The organism is Erythrobacter sp., assembly GCF_038133525.1.
Lineage (GTDB): Bacteria > Pseudomonadota > Alphaproteobacteria > Sphingomonadales > Sphingomonadaceae > Qipengyuania.
Window position 1 is genome coordinate 1 of record NZ_JAYPTL010000036.1, and the last position, 15,477, is coordinate 15,477.

The following is a 15,477-nucleotide window of genomic DNA, read 5'->3' on the forward strand; positions in this document are numbered from 1 at the left end:
GCCGTCAGCCGTGATGATGAACCCCGAACCGAGGGACTGGCCTTCCTGGTAGCGCGGCTGCTGTTGCTGCTGCCCACGATTGCCGAACAGGCCTTCGAATGGCGTTCCGGCGAAGGGGTTGCCCTGCTGCGGAATCTCGATCCGCTGGCGGGTGGAGATGTTGACCACCGCCGGCTGCAACTGTGCGGTCAGATCGGCAAAGCTTTCTGGAGCGCCGGCCCGCGGGACCACGCGGGACATGTGGCTATCGTCGTTCTGGGCGACCTGCGCCCCGGCGGGGTAGCCGGTCGCGAGCGAAATGGCTGCGCCCCCCAGCAGGAGCGCACTTGTCACGGAATATGCGTATCGCACGGGCTTCACGTCCTTGTCGTCCTCTTCCTTGTCAGCGCACCGACGGCGACTCTGTCACCGGGGCACGGAATGGGTACGGAGGCGACCTCTCGCCTTTCCCGCTTAACCGCGTTTGAACGACCTGCGGCCAGGTCGACGAACCGTCAACGCCGTCCGCGAAACTGCCGCAGGTATTCGTTGTCCGGCGACAGGATGATGCTGCTGCTCGCGTTGCCGTTCTCTGGTGCAAAGGTCGCATCGTAACTCTGCATGGCGCGGTAGAAATCGTAGAAGCCTGGGTCCTTGCCGAAGCTATCGGCGTAGATCTTCGCCGCCTGCGCATCGGCTTCGGCGCGGATGATGCGGGCATCACGCGCACCCTGCGCGCGAATGGTTCGCGCCTCGCGTTCACGATCGGTTTCCATGCGCTGGAAAGCCGATTGCAGCGGTGCTCCGTCCGGCAGGTCGGTGCGCTTGATCTGAACGTCGATTACCTCGGCTCCATATTGCCGCGCCTGGCGATTCAAATTGTCGCGGACATTGGCGAGCGCCGTTCCCCGTTCGGCGGTGAGCATGGCCGAGAAGGTTCGTCGGCCAAGCTCCTGCCGAAGTACCGAATTGAGGATCGGTTCGAGTGCGACGCGCACACCGTCGGTGGTCCCCGCACGCTCGACCATGCGGATTGGGTCGGAAATGCGGAAGCGCGCGTAAGCATTGACCAGGAGGCGCTGCTGATCGTTCGACAGGACTTCTTCATCGGTCATGTCGAGGTCGAGCACGCGCTTCTCTATCCGTGCGACCCGCTCGTAGAACGGAATCCGAAGGTAGAGGCCGGCCTCGGTCTTGCCGTTCGGTGTGTTGACGGTGCGGACCGGCTCACCGGCCGCGATCACGACGACCTGTTCTTCTTCGGGCACAATATAGGCGCTCAACATAAAGCCGATCAGTGCCAGCCCGAGTGCGATCACCGATGCGCGGTGGTCTTCCCAGATGCGTCCCATCTTACTGGCCCTCCTGCACGGTTACGGTGGTGGTCGGCTGGGCCTGTTGAGCCCGCCTGCGCAATTCAGGCAGCGGTAGGTATGGCGTCACGCCGGGGGTCTCTACGATTGTCTTGTCGGTCTTGCTGAGTACGCGTTCCATGGTTTCGTAATAGAGACGCTTACGGGTCACTTCGGGCGCCAGGCGGTATTGCTCATAGACCTGGTCGAAGGCCTCGGCCTCGCCCTGTGCCTGGGCAATCACCTGCTGCGCATAGCCGCTCGCCTGGTTGCGGGCGGCATCCGCATTTTGTTCCGCGACGGAGACGTCGCGGAAAGAATCGACTACGTCGCCTGGCGGGTCGGCCTTGGCGATTTCCACGCCGAGCACCTGGATGCCCGAGCGATAGGCGTCGAGCGTGCGTTGCATACGCAGCCGGACGCTCTGTTCGATTTCGGCGCGGCCCTGACCGGAGAATGTCTGATCGAGCGTCTTTTCCGCGACTGATGCGCGCATCGCCGCTTCGGCGACTTCATTGACCGTCTCGACGGGCTCGGCGAGCGAGAACTTGAAATTCTCGAGGCTCTTGATGTTCCAACGCACGATGTAACTGAGGTCGACGAGGTTCTGGTCGCCAGTCAGGATCAACTTGGCCTTCTGCCCCGTTTCCGGAATCCGAACCACGCGAACACCGGTGACGTCCTCGACATCGACAGTCTCGATCGGGAAAGGAGCCGAGAAACGCATGCCTGAATCGAGGGTGCGAGTGTAATTGCCGAGCGTCTTGACGACCGCCTTTTCCTGCGGCCCGATCAGGTGGACGCTGGTTGTCAGCAGACCAATACCGACTATGCCGGCAATGGCCAACGGGAACCAGCTCTTGCCGCCGGGGCGCGGGGGTAGGCGGAAGTTGGGGCCGCCCGGTCCGCCGCCACGGCGCGGACCTTCGGGTCCGCGGCTCTTGAAGATATCTTCGATATTGGGTGCGCGACGTCCGCCATCCTCGGAACCCGGTGGTAGCCACGGATTGCGCGGCCCCTTGGGCTTGTCCTGGCCTGAATCGTCCTTTTCACCGGATGGCTCGTTGCCGTCCTCCGGCCCCTTGCCGGAACCACCGCCCCAGGGGCTCTTTTTCCCCGCCATTCCCAGCCAGATCCTTTGCCGAAACCCGTCAATCACTCTCATGCATTCCGTTATAGGTGTGGTTTCCGGGAAAAACAGGGTTGAACGGCGCTTTTTGATGCTACAGCAGCCGGGCCCATGAGTTCGACGGACCCGAAAGCCTTGCTGCCCGCCGCGGTTGCGGAGCGTGTAACTTCCCTGACCATCACCAAAGGCCGCGCTATCGCTGTGGTCGATGTTGGCGGCATGGCGGAACGCGAGCGCGCCGATCTGGAAAAAGCGATCACCGATATCCTGTCCGGCCGCGAGGAGATCGATGAAGTCCGCGTGGTCATGACTGCGGAGCGCAAGACGCGCAAGATCATCGCCGTGGGCAGTGGCAAGGGCGGGGTAGGCAAGTCCACGCTGACTGCGAACCTGGCCATCGCGCTGGCACGCAAGGGGCGCAAGGTCGGGCTGGTCGACGCGGACATCTATGGCCCCTCACAACCGATTATCCTGGGCAATCAGGGGCAAAAGCCGGTCGCCCATGATGAAAAGCTGGTTCCCGTGGCGAGCCGTTTCGGCGTTCCCGTGCTGTCGATGGGTCAATTGGTGGAACCGGGCCGCGCGATTGCCTGGCGAGGGCCGATGGCTGCGGGGGCGCTCACCCAATTGCTCGATGCGCATTGGGACGATGCGGAAATCCTGATGGTGGACCTGCCGCCGGGGACCGGCGACGTCCAGCTGACCATGCTGCAAAAGTTCAAACCGGCGGGCGCGGTGATCGTCTCGACGCCTCAGGACCTGGCGCTGATTGACGCGGCGCGTGCGGGGCAGTTGTTTGATCAGGCGGGCGTGCCCGTGATCGGGCTGGTCGAAAACATGTCGGGCTATGCTTGCCCGCATTGCGGCGAAGTGTCCGACCCCTTCGGCAAGGGCGGGGTCGAAACGACCGCAGCCAATCTCGAGCTGCCGTTTCTCGGGCGCATCCCGCTCGATCTCGCCATTCGTCAGGGCAGCGACCGTGGCGATCCGCCGGCCGCGACCGATGGCCCTATTGCTGAACCCTTCCTCGCCATAGCCGACAAGCTCGACGCATGGATTGGCGCAAACAGCTGAGCGAACTTCCGGTCACCCGGCGCCAGTTGGTAGCCGGGGCCGTCGCCGGCGGTGGACTCATCATCGCCTGGGCACTGTGGCCGCGCCACTATGCCAGCCCGCTCGCACCCGGCGCGAACGAACGCGAATTCGGTGGCTGGATCACCATTGGCCGTGACGGCGTGATCACCGTGGCGGTGCCGCAGCTCGAAATGGGGCAGGGCGTGACAACGGTCCTTGCGCAGGTGGTGGCGGTCGAACTTGGGGCGGACTGGCGGCAGGTCGGCGTCGAACCTGCCCCGCCAAGCGGGCTCTATGCCAATGTGCCGCTGGCGGCGCGTTGGGCGGAACTGTGGTCGGACCTGCCAAGCTTTTCCAGCGCACCCGATAGCTGGCTTGCCGAAGGTTTCGCCCGGCGGAACCGCTTCATCGCTACCGCCGAAGGGCTCTCGCTCGATGCCTATGAGACACCTCTTCGCGAAGCGGCTGCCGGTGCGCGCGCCATGCTGGCGATGGCGGCGGCGGATCGCTGGGGCGTTTCATGGGAGGAATGCTCGGTCGAAAACGGCCTTGTCCGCCACGGCGACCAACAGTTGGGCTTTGGCGAACTCGTGGTTGAGGCGGCCGCATACGACCCGCCGGATCCGCCACCGCTGCGCGTCGAGACCGCCACCGAAGTGCCGGTGCTGGGCGAAGCCGAGGTCGAGCCGGCGTTTCCGCGGCTGGACCTGCCGTCAAAGGTCGACGGCAGCTTCCTGTTTGCGGCCGATATCCGCCTGCCCGGCCTGGTCTACGCTTCGATCCGGCATGCGCCGCATGGTGGGTCGTCATTGATGCGTTTCGATGCGGACGCCGCATCGGGCATGCCCGGCCTGGTCGGTGTGGTGAAGTCCAAGCGATACCTTGCAGCGGTGGCGCAGAGCTGGTGGGTTGCCGAACGCGCGGTGATGGCAATGAGACCGACCTTCGGCGGTGGTCGCCAGGTTGAAAGCGCAGCTGTCTTCGAAACGCTGGGAAGCGCATTCGAGGAGGTGGAACCCGAAGCCGTCTACGCCACGGGCGATGCGAACGAGTTGCTCGCCCGGCCCGACCTGACCCAGCGCTATGTCGTCGCCCCTGCTGTCCATGCGACGGTCGAGACGGCCAGCGCCACCGCGCGTTACGAAGACGGCAAACTGGAATTGTGGATCGCATCGCAGGCGCCCGAACTGGCGCGACGGGCGGCGGCCAGGGCGGTCGGTCTGGATGAAGCGGATGTGGTGCTCTATCCCACCGCCGCGGGTGGCAGTTTCGATGCCCGGCTGGAAAAGCTGCACGCTATCGAGGTTGCGCAGATCGCCAAGGCGATCGGGCGCCCGGTCCAACTGACCTGGCCGCGTGCGCAGGAATTCCAGTCGGTACCGCCGCGCACCCCGGTCACGGCGGAACTCTCGGTGGCGTTTTATCCGGCGACTGGTGGGCGGATAGCGGCCTGGCGGGCAAGGTTGGCCTTGCCCGCAACAGCTCGCGAATTCGGACACCGCCTGTTCGACAATCTTACCCCGGAAGCGGCGATAGATCGGGCTTCGGGCGAAGCGGATGCGATGGCCTGCGCAGGCGCCTTCCCGCCCTACGGCATCGAGAATGTGCTGGTTGAACACCTGCCGGTCGAAATCGCGCTGCCCACGGGTCGGATGCGCGGCAATGCCGCCGCATATGGTGCCTTCTTCACCGAATGTTTTATCGATGAACTGGCGGAAAAGGCAGGACGCGATCCTTTCCTCTACCGCATGGAAATGCTCGGCAAGATGCCGCGCATGGCCGAGGTGCTGCGCCATGCCACGCGGCTCGGCAATTGGGACGGCGGGCGACGCGGGACCGGGCAGGGGCTAGCCATGGCCAGTATGGGTCCGACCGAAACCGGCGGGCGCATCGCCTGTGTGGCGCAAGCTTCGCTAGGCGAGGGTGGCCTCAAGGTGAGCAAGCTTTTCGCGGCGGTCGATATCGGCCGCATCGTCAACCTCGATATCGCACGCCAGCAGATCGAAGGCGGGCTGCTGTTCGGGGTAAGCCTCGCCGCCGGATCGAGTATCGCCTATGAACAGGGCAAGCCGGTGCCTAACCGCCTTTCCGGCTTGTCGCTGCCGACGCTGGCCGACAGCCCAGAGATCGTGGTCGAATTCATCGCCAGCGATGCGGAACCATTCGATCCCGGGGAACTTGGTGTGGCAGTCGCCCCCCCGGCGATCGCCAATGCGCTCTATTCTGCTACGGGCTCGCGCTTCCGCCACCTGCCCTTGTCACTGGAGGACCTATGACCTGGCGTGACCAACGCCTTCCACCTGACCATCCGACGGTGGGCTCCGGAAAAATCGGGGTGTTGCTGGTCAACCTGGGCACGCCCGACGCGCCCGATCCGGCATCGGTGAAGCGCTACCTGGCCGAATTCCTTTCGGACAAGCGCGTGGTCGAAATTCCCGACCTCGTCTGGCAGCCGATCCTGCGCGGGGCGATACTGACCACGCGTCCCAAGCGCAGTGCGGCCGCCTATGCCAAGGTCTGGACGCCGGAGGGTTCGCCGCTTGCGGTGATCACTCGCCAGCAAGCCGAAGCGATGCAGGCGCAGCTGGGCGATGAGGTCCGTGTCGATTGGGCCATGCGCTATGGCAGGCCGTCGATCGGCGAGCGGTTGGAGGCTATGCTGGAGGCCGGCTGCGATCGGGTCCTGCTGGCTCCGCTCTATCCGCAATACAGCGCGGCGACGACTGCAACGGTTGTGGACAAGGCTGCGGATTGCCTGCGGAAAATGCGTTGGCAACCCGCGCTGCGCACGCTTCCTGCCTATCACGACGATCCGCTGCATATCGACGCGCTGGCCGCCGACCTGTCACGCCAGCTCGACGCGCTGGACTTCGAGCCCGAGACATTGCTGCTGAGCTTCCACGGCATGCCAGAGCGGACATTGCATCTTGGCGATCCCTATCATTGCCAGTGCCTCAAGACCGCGCGCCTGCTCGAAGCGGCAATGGCCCGGCCGGGCCTGCGTTTTCGCACAACCTTCCAGTCGCGGTTCGGTCGCGCGAAATGGCTCGAGCCGGCAACCGATGCCACCTTGGCTGAAGAAGCGGCCAGGGGGACCAGGCGACTCGCAGTCGCCTGCCCCGGTTTTGCTGCGGACTGCCTCGAGACCCTGGAGGAAGTGGCGATGGAGGGTCGGGACGCGTTTCTCGAGGCCGGAGGCGAGCATTTTGCCGCGCTATCCTGCCTCAATACGTCGGATGCAGGGGTCGCCATGCTGGAAAAAATGCTCCGCCGCGAACTGTCAGGGTGGATTAACGAATAGCGATTACTTACACTAGGGTAAGTTGTCAGGAGAGACTTGTGGCCACCCTAGCCCCCCATCAGACCACCGAGGCTGCCCCGCCGAAGCACTGGACCGAAGGCAATCCCAGCGACGCCGAACTGGCCCATATCCCGGGCGAGGGCGGCTGGCCCGTGATCGGCAATACCTTCAAGATGCTCGCCGATCCGCATGCCTTTGTCAGCGCTGCGGTGGCGAAATATGGGCGGGTGTACAAGAACCGTGCCTTTGGCGGCTGGAATATCGGCCTGATCGGGGCCGACGCGAACGAGCTGGTGCTGTTCGACCGCAACAAGATCTTTTCCAATGAACAGGGCTGGGGCCCGATCCTCGACAAGGTCTTCCCGCGCGGGCTGATGCTGATGGATTTCGACCATCATCGCGCCGATCGCCGGGCACTGTCGATCGCCTTCAAGCCCGAACCGATGCGCCACTATGCGGGCGCGCTCAATCGCGGCATCGCCAAGCGGGTCGAGGAATGGGGCGCCGGCAGCATGCGCTTCTATCCCGCGATCAAGGAGCTGACGCTCGATCTTGCGGCGGATAGCTTCATCGGCATTCCCTGGGGGCCCGAGGCCGACAAGATCAACCAGGCCTTCGTCGATATGGTCCAGGCCAGCGTCGCACCGATCCGCGCGCCGCTGCCCTTCACCCAGATGAAGAAGGGCGTGGACGGGCGCAAATTCCTGGTCGAATATTTCACCGCCGAAACCCATCGCCGCCGCAAGGAAGGCGGCGGGCAGGACATGTTCAGCCAGTTCGCCACCGCCACCCATGAAGACGGCTCGCTGATGGCGGTCGACGAGGTGGTCGATCACATGAACTTCCTGATGATGGCGGCGCATGACACCATCACCTCTTCCGCCACCTCGCTGGTCTGGCTGCTCGCCAAGAACCCCGAATGGCAGGAAAAGCTGCGGCAGGAAGTGCTGGCGGTGACCGGCGGGCCCGATGCAGACGGTCGCCCGCGCGATCTGTCCTATGACGATCTCGGCAAGCTCGACCTCGTGGAGATGGCGTTCAAGGAAGCGTTGCGGATGGTTCCGCCGGTGCCTTCGATGCCGCGTCGCGCGCTCAAGAGCTTCGAGTTCGGCGGCTATCGTATCCCCGCCGGCGCGCATGTCGGGATCAACACGCATTACGTGCATCACGATCCCGAGATCTGGGACGATCCCTACACCTTCGACCCGATGCGTTTCACGCCGGACAAGGTGAAGGCGCGGCACAAATATGCCTGGGTTCCCTTCGGTGGCGGTGCGCACATGTGCCTGGGCCTCCACTTCGCCTACATGCAGGTGAAGATCCTCATGGCCCAACTGCTCCCGCGCTATGAGATCGCGCTGGAGGGCGGGGATCCATCATGGCAGGCCTGGCCTATCCCCAAGCCGCGGGACGGCCTGAAGATCGTGCTGAAGCCGCTGTAGGATACCGCATCGACCTTCGTCGGTCCGGCATCCCGTCCCTCAGAAATCGATGGCGATGCCGTCCTTGACCCAATCGCCGTAACGGGTCGGGCTCAATTCCTCGTCGACCTTGGCCTCGGCAGGCTTGGGCGGTGGGTCGTTGGTCCAGTGGGCCGGCTTGGCGAAGCCCTCTGGCCGCTTGATTGCGCGCTTTTCCATCTCCGCAAGATGATGCCGCTGGCGGCATTGCGCAAGTAGGGGTAGGGGCGCGCGCATGGCCCAGCCCACCGGTATCCACGCGCGCCGCGCCGCGCTCCGCCTGCTCGACGCGGTATTGCGCCGGGGCGAGACCATGGACATCGCCTTTGCCGCCGCGACCAAGGACGTGCGCAAGTTCGAGGACAAGGCGCTCGTCCGGGCCATCGCGGGCGAGACGCTCCGCTGGCTGACCGACCTCGATGCGCTGATCGACAGTGCGACCAAGAACAACCTGCCCGACGATGCCAAGCCGCGCATGGTGCTGCGGCTGATGCTGGCGCAGTGGCTGCGGCTGGACACCCCTCCGCATGCGGTGGTGGCGACCGGGTTGGACCTGCTTTCGGGCGGCCCGCGCCGACTGGCGCACGGCGTCTTCTCCACGCTGACCAAGCGTGAGGCGCGGCTACCCGCTGTACCGACCTTGCCCGCCGAAGTCGTTGTTCGCTGGGGCGAGCGAGCTCCTGCCATCGCCGCTGGCCTGGCAGAACCGCCTCCGTTGGACCTTACGCTGCGTGATCCGGCGGAAACGGCGCATTGGGCCAACCAGCTGTCCGCCGACAGCCTGATGCCCGGCCACCTGCGCCTGCCGCGTGGTGCCAATGTCGAGAAACTGCCGGGCTTTGGCGAAGGTGCGTGGTGGGTGCAGGACCTCGCCGCATCGCTGCCCGCTCGCCTGCTTGGGCAGGGTGAGGGGCGTCACGTGCTCGATCTGTGCGCGGCACCGGGCGGCAAGACGCTGCAACTCGCTGCCCAGGGCTGGAATGTTACCGCGCTCGATATCTCCAAGCGACGGCTCGAACTCCTGCGTGAGAACCTCAAGCGCACCGGGCTGAAAGCGGGGATCGTCCGCGCCGACGCGCTAGACTGGGAGCCGAAGCACCGCTTCGATGCGATCCTGCTCGATGCGCCCTGCACCGCGACCGGTACCGCACGCCGCCACCCCGACGTGCTGCACCGCATTGGTGCGCGACAGATTGAGGAGATGGCCGAACTGCAGGCCGCGCTCCTCGAACGGGCGCAGGGCTGGCTCAAACCCGGCGGGGTGCTGGTCTATGCCACCTGCTCGCTCGAGCGCGAGGAGGGTGAAGAGCAGGTGAAGGCGGTTGCACTGGAACCCACGCCGATTGCAGCCAGCGAGTTGCCGCAAGGCCTTGCCCCTAGCGGTGAGGGCTGGCTGCGCACCGATCCCGGCATGCTCGCCGATGCAGGCGGTCTCGATGGCTTCTTCGTGGCTCGGTGGCGATTGCCCGGTTGATCAAGCCCGGCTCACAGCCACTTTCTCCTTAGGAAGCGATCCTGCGGTCCACCCCAGATAGGTCACGACAACCCCGGCAAACGCGCCGGCCGCCATGGTGAGATTGCCGGGGATCTGCCCATAGGCGTCGAACATCGGGCCGAGGAATGCCATGTCCGGTGCGAACCACATGACCACTGCCTGCAACAGCACGAAACCGATCGCGACCAGCCATGGGGTGCCGTGCTTGCGATCGCGAAAGTAAAGGGCAAGGGCAAAGCAAGCGACCAGCACATCGCTGACCACGATCGTATCCAGAACGGCCCTTGGTCCCTCAGTGCCGATAACGTTCAGCCAGGGCAGGAACCGGTCGATGACCCGGCTGAAGGGGGATTCGAACAGGATCAGCGGGGTAGCCAGCATGTATCCCGCATGCAGCCGGACATTCCGGCGGTTCTTCAGTGCGTTATAGAACAGCACCAGATAGGCCGCCAAGGCAATGACCATCCCGATGCCGAAGGCCGGGCCGAGAACCATGATGAAGTCGTTTTCGGCTGCGACGTATCGCGATGCCGAGAAGTTGATGATCGAGACGAAGCCCAGCATCAACAATGGGAAGAGAATGAAACTCGCCTGACCCAGCGTCTTGTGGAACGCGTTCTTGCGGCGGTGGATGGCCACGCTCTGGACGATCAGGAATGCCAGCCATGTCATGGCGGTGATCGCGTGGATGTGGAAGGCCAGCGGCATCGGGGCAGTCGGCACGAAATAGCTCGCCCAGAATCCGGCCACTGTTACTGCGAGAACGAAACCGACGAAATAATGCGCGTAGCGGTACGGCATGAGTATCCCCCCTCATTCACCGCGACCACATTTGCTGGCGTCACCGCGCTTACCACAGGGTGACAAGCAATGGAATTAGGCGCTGGCCAGGTCCTGCAGATGGTAAGTGATCCGGGTGCAGTCGCGCCCTGCCTGGCGCACCTGCATGGTGACCGCCCCGCCATTACTGTCGACCCGCTCGACCTCGAATGGGCTGCCCAGCTCGACATAGTGGTCGAAGCGCATTTCGGCGCCGGTGACGCGGAATGGCTGGCCGCCGCGTAGCAGGCTGGTGAACTGCCGCGCGACCTCGGCCAGATGGGCGGAGTTCACATGATCGCCCGATCCGTCGAGCCAGGGGTGGCCGGGAGGCATGCCATTGGCCGCATCGATCAGCGCGGTCGCGCTGTCCCCGTGCAGCGGCGACAGGAATGGCCGCTCGCCCGGCGCCAGGCCTAGCAGGGCGTCGCTGGCATAGGCGAAGCTGTCCGAGAGTGCCTTGGGAGCCGCTTGCTTGTCCGGCTTGCGCCATTTCTCGAAATCGCGCGTGCGGAACACCACGCCGCGACCATCGAGGCGGCAGATGTCGCGGCCAGCCGCGTCGCGCAGGTAGATCGAGAAGCTCTCTTTCCCGTCGATTGTGCTGCGCGTGTAGGTGCCGCCGGCCAGTCGCCCCACACCGGGATCGCCGCATTGCCATCGGGTCCAGGTCAGGGCCGACCATTTGTCCGGGTCCCACTTGCCAAGTGCCATCGCGCTTTCGACGCTGACCCAATAGCTCAGCGCCTGGATCGCCCCCGGATGATGCGGATCGAGCGTCGACCACGGCCACAGCCGGTCGTCCTGCGAACAGGCGAAGTCCACACTGCCGTCGGCGTGGACGACATGGTTGCTGGTGAAGGCCTTGGAGCGCGCGCCGGGCATGGGCGGGAGAATTACAGAGCTTCGGGCCCGCCGCAACGCTTGCTCTTTCCTACACCGCTCCCGCCCGATACCGTCATGACGGGTCTTTCTTATCGTTTTCCGCGCTTTATCGGGGCTTGCCGTTCCTGAACGGGGAGGCCCCGGATGGGTTTGATCAACTAACGCCCCGAATCAGCGGTTGCGGTCACGAAAAAGCCGCCGGATCGCGATCCGGCGGCTCGTCGTTTTGTAGGAGGGGCCTGCGTTCAGGCGTCGTCCTTGAGGTATTTCTGGAAGCTCTTGCGCAGCTTCATCAGCTTGGGCGGAATTACCGCCAGGCAATAGGGATTACGCTGGCCTTCGCCCTCCCAATATTCCTGGTGGTAGTCCTCGGCCGGATACCATTCGCCACCTTCGATGGTGGTGACGGCGCTCTGGCCCGGATGCTCATCGTTCCAGCGCGCGATGGCGGCCTCGGCTTCCTCGCGTTGCCCTTCAAGCGGGAAGATCGCGCTGCGATATTGCGTGCCGACGTCGTTGCCCTGGCGGTTGAGCTGGGTCGGATCATGCGTCCCCATGAATACGTCGAGGATTTCGGCAAGGCTGATGGTATCGGCATCGAAGGTCACCCGGACGCCTTCGGCATGACCGGTGGAGCCGCTGCACACTTCCTTGTAGGTCGGGTGCGGCTTGGTCCCGCCGATATAGCCACTCTCTACCTCGGTAACGCCGATCACGTCCTTCATCACCGCCTCGGTGCACCAAAAGCACCCACCAGCGACGATCGCCTGTTGCATTGCCATGCTTGTCTCCTTTGCCTGCCAAATAGGAAGTGGGCTCCTCCTTGTCATCCGTTGGAGTCGCGGGCAGGACACGCCACCCATTCGATGGAGAGAATCAATGCGTTACCTGGTCGCTTCCTGTTTCGCCGCCGCTCTGCTCGCGTCCACGGCCCCGGCCGCCGCGCAGGCAAGCCATGCAGATCATGGCTCGTCCGGCCAAATTCCCAATGTAATTCTTGGGCCTAGCGATGACGGGATAGCTTCGGCTGATGCAGTCGAGCGGCTGGAAAGCGTGCTCGCCGCGCCGCGCCGCGACAAGGATCGTGCACGCGATGTTTGGCGGCATCCGGCCGAAACGCTGGCCTTCTTCCAGGTCGAGCCGGGCATGACGGTGGTCGACTACATTCCGGGTGGCGGCTGGTACACGCGCATCCTGGCGCCGTATCTGGGGCCGAAGGGGCTCTATATCGGGCTGACCCCGGATCCCCGCGCCGCCGATAGCGACGATCGGAGCGATTTCTATTCCAGGATGCCCGGGCGATTCCGCCAAGGCGTAGCCGGCTGGTCGCTGGCGGGTGCTCCCGTGGCGCTCTTCGGGTCGCAGGAAATCCCGGCCGAGCTCAAGGGCCAGGTCGATCGCGTGCTGATCTTCCGCGAAATGCACAACATGCTGCGCACCGGAGTGCTCTATGCCGAACTCACGCGGATGCGCGATCTGCTTGCGGCGGACGGCATGCTCGGCATCGTGCAGCATCGTGCCAAGGCGGATGCGCCGGGCGATTACACGCTGGGCGACAACGGCTATATGCGCGAAAGCGACGTGATCGCGCTGGTCGAGGCGCATGGTTTCGAACTGGTCGGGCGCAGCGAAATCAACGCCAATCCCAGCGATACGGCCAATCACGAAGGCGGGGTGTGGCAGCTTCCCCCCTCATGGTCGGGACGCAAGGAAGATCTCAAGGCGATCGGCGAAAGCGACCGTATGACGTTGCTCTTCCGCAAGCGCTGAGCGATGGACAGGCGGCGGGCATCATTTTAGGGCCATGGCCATGAGAGAACTGACCGTCGCCGTCCTGCAACTGCCGCTCGCCCGCGCCGCGGAAGCGGAGAATATCGCCGCCGTTTCGGCCTTGGTCGAAGAGGCCGCGGGCAAGGGCGCGCAGCTGATCCTGCCGCCAGAGCTGTTCTCCGGCGAGTATTTCTGCCGCGACGAGGATGAGGCACTTTTCGCCCTGGCGCGCCCGACGGCAGAACATCCCAGCGTGCTGGCGATGCAGGGGCTGGCGAAGAAGCTGGGGGTGGCGATCCCGACCAGTTTCTTCGAGCGCGACGGGCATCACTATTACAACACGCTGGCGATGATCGGCCCCGACGGATCGATCATGGGAACCTATCGCAAGAGCCACATTCCCGATGGCCCGGGTTATGAAGAGAAGTTCTATTTCCGCCCGGGCAATGACGGGTTCAAGGTGTGGGATATCCCTTGTACCGGCGGCAGTGTCCGGATCGGCGTGGGTATCTGCTGGGACCAATGGTATCCCGAATGTGCGCGGGTGATGGCGCTCAAGGGGGCCGAGGTCCTGCTTTACCCGACCGCAATCGGATCGGAGCCCTATGACGCAGATCTCGATACCAGCCGCATGTGGCGCCGCGCGATGATCGGCCATGCAGTATCCAACTGCATGCCGGTCTGCGCCGCCAACCGTATCGGCCATGAGGGGCCGGAGGATCGCGCGCAGAGCTTCTACGGCCACAGCTTCATCAGCGATGAATGGGGCGACCTGGTGGCGGAATTCGGCGCCGGGGAAAGCGGCGTGTTGATCGCGACGCTCGACCTTGTCCGCGCGGCAACGCACCGCGCGGGGATGGGCTTCTTCCGTGACCGCCGACCGCAGCTCTACGGCCGGATCAGCGAGGATATCTAAGGCACCGTGTTGGCAGGCAGGGCCGGTACCGGACCAGGGGGCAAGCACTCGTGAGCCATTCCTACGTCCTGGGGCTAGGCTCCAATATGCGGGTGCCGGGCATCGGTGGACCGCGGGCCGTAATTGCAGCGGCCCTGGTCGCGCTCGAACAAGAGGGGCTCAGTCTGGCGGCGGTCTCGCGCATCATCGACAGCGCCGCTATTGGGCCTTCGCAGCGAAGATTCGCCAATGCGGCAGCGGTCGTGGCAACGAACCTCGCTCCACCGGAACTTCTCAGCCGGTTGCAGCAGATCGAACGAGCATTCGGCAGGAACAGGCGCGGGCAACGCTGGCGCGCTCGCCCGCTAGATCTCGATATCGTGGCCTGGGACGGCGGGATCTGGATCTCTCCGGGCCTGGTGGTGCCGCACCCGCATTTTCGCGAGCGGAGCTTTGTCTTGGCTCCTGCCGCGCAAATCGCCCCTGCATGGCGCGACCCGCTAAGCGGGCTTACGCTACGCCAGCTCGCAGCGCGCGCGGCTTGAATTCGGTAGCAGGGTTCCCCCGATAGACGGTCCAGGAATCGGCATCGGTGAACAGCGCACCGCGGGCTCCCAGCACGGCCCCGTCGCCCATGGTGACGCCCGGTCCCACGAAAGCTTCGGCTGCGACCCAGCATCGCCTGCCCAGCGCGATCGGACGAAGCAGCAGCTGAAAGTCCGGATCCTCAATATCGTGAGTGCTCGCGCAGAGGTGCGCTCGCTGCGAGATCACGCTGTCGCTGCCAATGGCAATGTGGCCCTGATTGTAGAGCACGACTTCCGGGCCAATCAGCACATCGTCGCCCAGCTCAAGCTGTGAGGGGAGCCATATGCGGACGCTGGCATGGACCCGGCATCCCCGGCCGAGGCGCGCGCCAAACAGCCGGAGCAACAAACCCCGCCAGCGATGGAGTGGTGGTGGCGTCCAGCGCGCCAGGATCAGCCAGCTGGCCTGCCACAGGACGCGTATCAGCCGGTTGCCAAGCGGGAACGACGGACCACCTGTCCGGCTCCGTGCCTGCCTAGCGTCAAGTGGCCTTGCCATGCGTCCCGTTTCCTTGGCGTTCAACGCCACTGGTATCGCCGGAAATGCCATCAAACAACCATGCCCCGCTTGACCCTGCCCCAAGCCATCCCTAGGTGCCCCTGCGTGCCAGCCACACACGGTTGGGGCCCTTAGCTCAGTCGGTAGAGCAACTGACTTTTAATCAGTAGGTCGCTGGTTCGAACCCAGCAGGGCTCACCACCTATTTTCCGACAACTTGATCCGCCGTCGC

The 15,477-nt window shown here is 64.4% G+C and carries 15 protein-coding genes, 1 tRNA gene and 1 pseudogene; 9 read left to right on the top strand and 8 right to left on the bottom strand.

Annotated features, from left to right (window positions below):
• The 3 genes and pseudogenes from AAFM29_RS10665 to AAFM29_RS10675 form a co-directional block, all read right to left on the bottom strand.
• A pseudogene (locus AAFM29_RS10665) lies at nucleotides 1-351 on the bottom strand (protease); the annotation flags it as partial.
• 143 nt (nucleotides 352-494) lie between these two features.
• Nucleotides 495-1,331 carry a protease modulator HflC gene (locus AAFM29_RS10670; RefSeq protein ID WP_341712787.1) on the bottom strand — a complete coding sequence of 279 codons (837 nt, stop codon included), beginning with the start codon at nucleotides 1,329-1,331 and terminating at the stop codon, nucleotides 495-497.
• Between the two features lies 1 nt (nucleotide 1,332).
• Nucleotides 1,333-2,454, bottom strand: a complete 1,122-nt coding sequence (locus tag AAFM29_RS10675) for a protease modulator HflK (protein WP_341712788.1) — start codon at nucleotides 2,452-2,454, stop codon at nucleotides 1,333-1,335.
• Nucleotides 2,455-2,571: 117 nt separating this feature from the next.
• Between AAFM29_RS10675 and AAFM29_RS10680 the strand changes: the two genes are divergently transcribed.
• Genes AAFM29_RS10680 through AAFM29_RS10695 form a run of 4 tightly spaced genes read left to right on the top strand, consistent with a single transcriptional unit; the run spans nucleotide 2,572 to nucleotide 8,277 of the window.
• Nucleotides 2,572-3,534, top strand: a complete 963-nt coding sequence (locus AAFM29_RS10680; RefSeq protein ID WP_341712789.1) for an Mrp/NBP35 family ATP-binding protein — start codon at nucleotides 2,572-2,574, stop codon at nucleotides 3,532-3,534.
• Nucleotides 3,513-5,810, top strand: coding sequence for a molybdopterin cofactor-binding domain-containing protein (locus AAFM29_RS10685; RefSeq protein WP_341712790.1), 2,298 nt, complete (start codon nucleotides 3,513-3,515; stop codon nucleotides 5,808-5,810). Before AAFM29_RS10680 ends, AAFM29_RS10685 begins: the two co-directional genes overlap by 22 nt.
• Nucleotides 5,807-6,835 carry a ferrochelatase gene (gene hemH, locus AAFM29_RS10690; protein WP_341712791.1) on the top strand — a complete coding sequence of 343 codons (1,029 nt, stop codon included), beginning with the start codon at nucleotides 5,807-5,809 and terminating at the stop codon, nucleotides 6,833-6,835. The genes AAFM29_RS10685 and hemH overlap by 4 nt, the downstream gene beginning before the upstream one ends.
• A gap of 38 nt (nucleotides 6,836-6,873) precedes the next feature.
• A complete protein-coding gene (locus tag AAFM29_RS10695; protein WP_341712792.1) occupies nucleotides 6,874-8,277 on the top strand; it encodes a cytochrome P450 in 1,404 nt (467 codons plus the stop codon).
• 39 nt (nucleotides 8,278-8,316) lie between these two features.
• Here AAFM29_RS10695 and AAFM29_RS10700 read toward each other — a convergent pair whose 3' ends face one another.
• Entirely contained in the window at nucleotides 8,317-8,475 is a 159-nt protein-coding gene (locus AAFM29_RS10700) for a DUF1674 domain-containing protein (RefSeq protein WP_341712793.1), read from the bottom strand.
• A gap of 55 nt (nucleotides 8,476-8,530) precedes the next feature.
• On the opposite strand from AAFM29_RS10700, the gene AAFM29_RS10705 reads away from it, so the two are divergent.
• Entirely contained in the window at nucleotides 8,531-9,769 is a 1,239-nt protein-coding gene (locus tag AAFM29_RS10705; RefSeq protein ID WP_341712794.1) for an RsmB/NOP family class I SAM-dependent RNA methyltransferase, read from the top strand.
• Here AAFM29_RS10705 and AAFM29_RS10710 read toward each other — a convergent pair whose 3' ends face one another.
• From AAFM29_RS10710 to msrA, 3 genes are all read right to left on the bottom strand, one after another.
• The gene (locus tag AAFM29_RS10710) at nucleotides 9,770-10,591 is read right to left on the bottom strand and encodes a hypothetical protein (protein ID WP_341712795.1); all 822 of its coding nucleotides are present in this window, start codon (nucleotides 10,589-10,591) and stop codon (nucleotides 9,770-9,772) included.
• Nucleotides 10,592-10,666: 75 nt separating this feature from the next.
• Nucleotides 10,667-11,494: a hypothetical protein gene (locus AAFM29_RS10715; protein ID WP_341712796.1), complete on the bottom strand. Its 828-nt coding sequence runs from the start codon at nucleotides 11,492-11,494 to the stop codon at nucleotides 10,667-10,669.
• A gap of 245 nt (nucleotides 11,495-11,739) precedes the next feature.
• The gene (gene msrA / locus AAFM29_RS10720) at nucleotides 11,740-12,270 is read right to left on the bottom strand and encodes a peptide-methionine (S)-S-oxide reductase MsrA (RefSeq protein ID WP_341712815.1); all 531 of its coding nucleotides are present in this window, start codon (nucleotides 12,268-12,270) and stop codon (nucleotides 11,740-11,742) included.
• A gap of 103 nt (nucleotides 12,271-12,373) precedes the next feature.
• On the opposite strand from msrA, the gene AAFM29_RS10725 reads away from it, so the two are divergent.
• The 3 genes from AAFM29_RS10725 to folK are packed head-to-tail and all read left to right on the top strand — an operon-like array spanning nucleotide 12,374 to nucleotide 14,704.
• Nucleotides 12,374-13,264: a hypothetical protein gene (locus AAFM29_RS10725; protein WP_341712797.1), complete on the top strand. Its 891-nt coding sequence runs from the start codon at nucleotides 12,374-12,376 to the stop codon at nucleotides 13,262-13,264.
• A 40-nt stretch (nucleotides 13,265-13,304) separates the two neighbouring features.
• Complete coding sequence (gene aguB / locus AAFM29_RS10730) at nucleotides 13,305-14,180, top strand: N-carbamoylputrescine amidase (protein ID WP_341712798.1); 876 nt, start codon at nucleotides 13,305-13,307, stop codon at nucleotides 14,178-14,180.
• A gap of 50 nt (nucleotides 14,181-14,230) precedes the next feature.
• The gene (gene folK / locus AAFM29_RS10735) at nucleotides 14,231-14,704 is read left to right on the top strand and encodes a 2-amino-4-hydroxy-6-hydroxymethyldihydropteridine diphosphokinase (protein ID WP_341712799.1); all 474 of its coding nucleotides are present in this window, start codon (nucleotides 14,231-14,233) and stop codon (nucleotides 14,702-14,704) included.
• Here the strand turns inward: folK and AAFM29_RS10740 are convergent.
• Nucleotides 14,670-15,245, bottom strand: a complete 576-nt coding sequence (locus tag AAFM29_RS10740; RefSeq protein WP_341712800.1) for a putative colanic acid biosynthesis acetyltransferase — start codon at nucleotides 15,243-15,245, stop codon at nucleotides 14,670-14,672. The two genes, folK and AAFM29_RS10740, sit on opposite strands and share 35 nt — an antisense overlap.
• Nucleotides 15,246-15,370: 125 nt before the next feature.
• Here AAFM29_RS10740 and AAFM29_RS10745 point away from each other — a divergent pair.
• Nucleotides 15,371-15,446: transfer RNA gene (locus AAFM29_RS10745), tRNA-Lys, on the top strand.
• Nucleotides 15,447-15,477: the final 31 nt, after the last annotated feature.

Bases quoted from the DNA above. Each gene is read 5' to 3' on its own strand.
- AAFM29_RS10670 (WP_341712787.1), bottom strand. From the start codon at position 1,331: ATGGGACGCATCTGGGAAGACCACCGCGCATCGGTGATCGCACTCGGG.
- AAFM29_RS10675 (WP_341712788.1), bottom strand. From the start codon at position 2,454: ATGGCGGGGAAAAAGAGCCCCTGGGGCGGTGGTTCCGGCAAGGGGCCG.
- AAFM29_RS10680 (WP_341712789.1), top strand. From the start codon at position 2,572: ATGAGTTCGACGGACCCGAAAGCCTTGCTGCCCGCCGCGGTTGCGGAG.
- AAFM29_RS10685 (WP_341712790.1), top strand. From the start codon at position 3,513: ATGGATTGGCGCAAACAGCTGAGCGAACTTCCGGTCACCCGGCGCCAG.
- hemH (WP_341712791.1), top strand. From the start codon at position 5,807: ATGACCTGGCGTGACCAACGCCTTCCACCTGACCATCCGACGGTGGGC.
- AAFM29_RS10700 (WP_341712793.1), bottom strand. From the start codon at position 8,475: ATGGAAAAGCGCGCAATCAAGCGGCCAGAGGGCTTCGCCAAGCCGGCC.
- AAFM29_RS10705 (WP_341712794.1), top strand. From the start codon at position 8,531: ATGGCCCAGCCCACCGGTATCCACGCGCGCCGCGCCGCGCTCCGCCTG.
- AAFM29_RS10710 (WP_341712795.1), bottom strand. From the start codon at position 10,591: ATGCCGTACCGCTACGCGCATTATTTCGTCGGTTTCGTTCTCGCAGTA.
- AAFM29_RS10715 (WP_341712796.1), bottom strand. From the start codon at position 11,494: ATGCCCGGCGCGCGCTCCAAGGCCTTCACCAGCAACCATGTCGTCCAC.
- msrA (WP_341712815.1), bottom strand. From the start codon at position 12,270: ATGCAACAGGCGATCGTCGCTGGTGGGTGCTTTTGGTGCACCGAGGCG.
- AAFM29_RS10725 (WP_341712797.1), top strand. From the start codon at position 12,374: ATGCGTTACCTGGTCGCTTCCTGTTTCGCCGCCGCTCTGCTCGCGTCC.
- aguB (WP_341712798.1), top strand. From the start codon at position 13,305: ATGAGAGAACTGACCGTCGCCGTCCTGCAACTGCCGCTCGCCCGCGCC.
- AAFM29_RS10740 (WP_341712800.1), bottom strand. From the start codon at position 15,245: ATGGCAAGGCCACTTGACGCTAGGCAGGCACGGAGCCGGACAGGTGGT.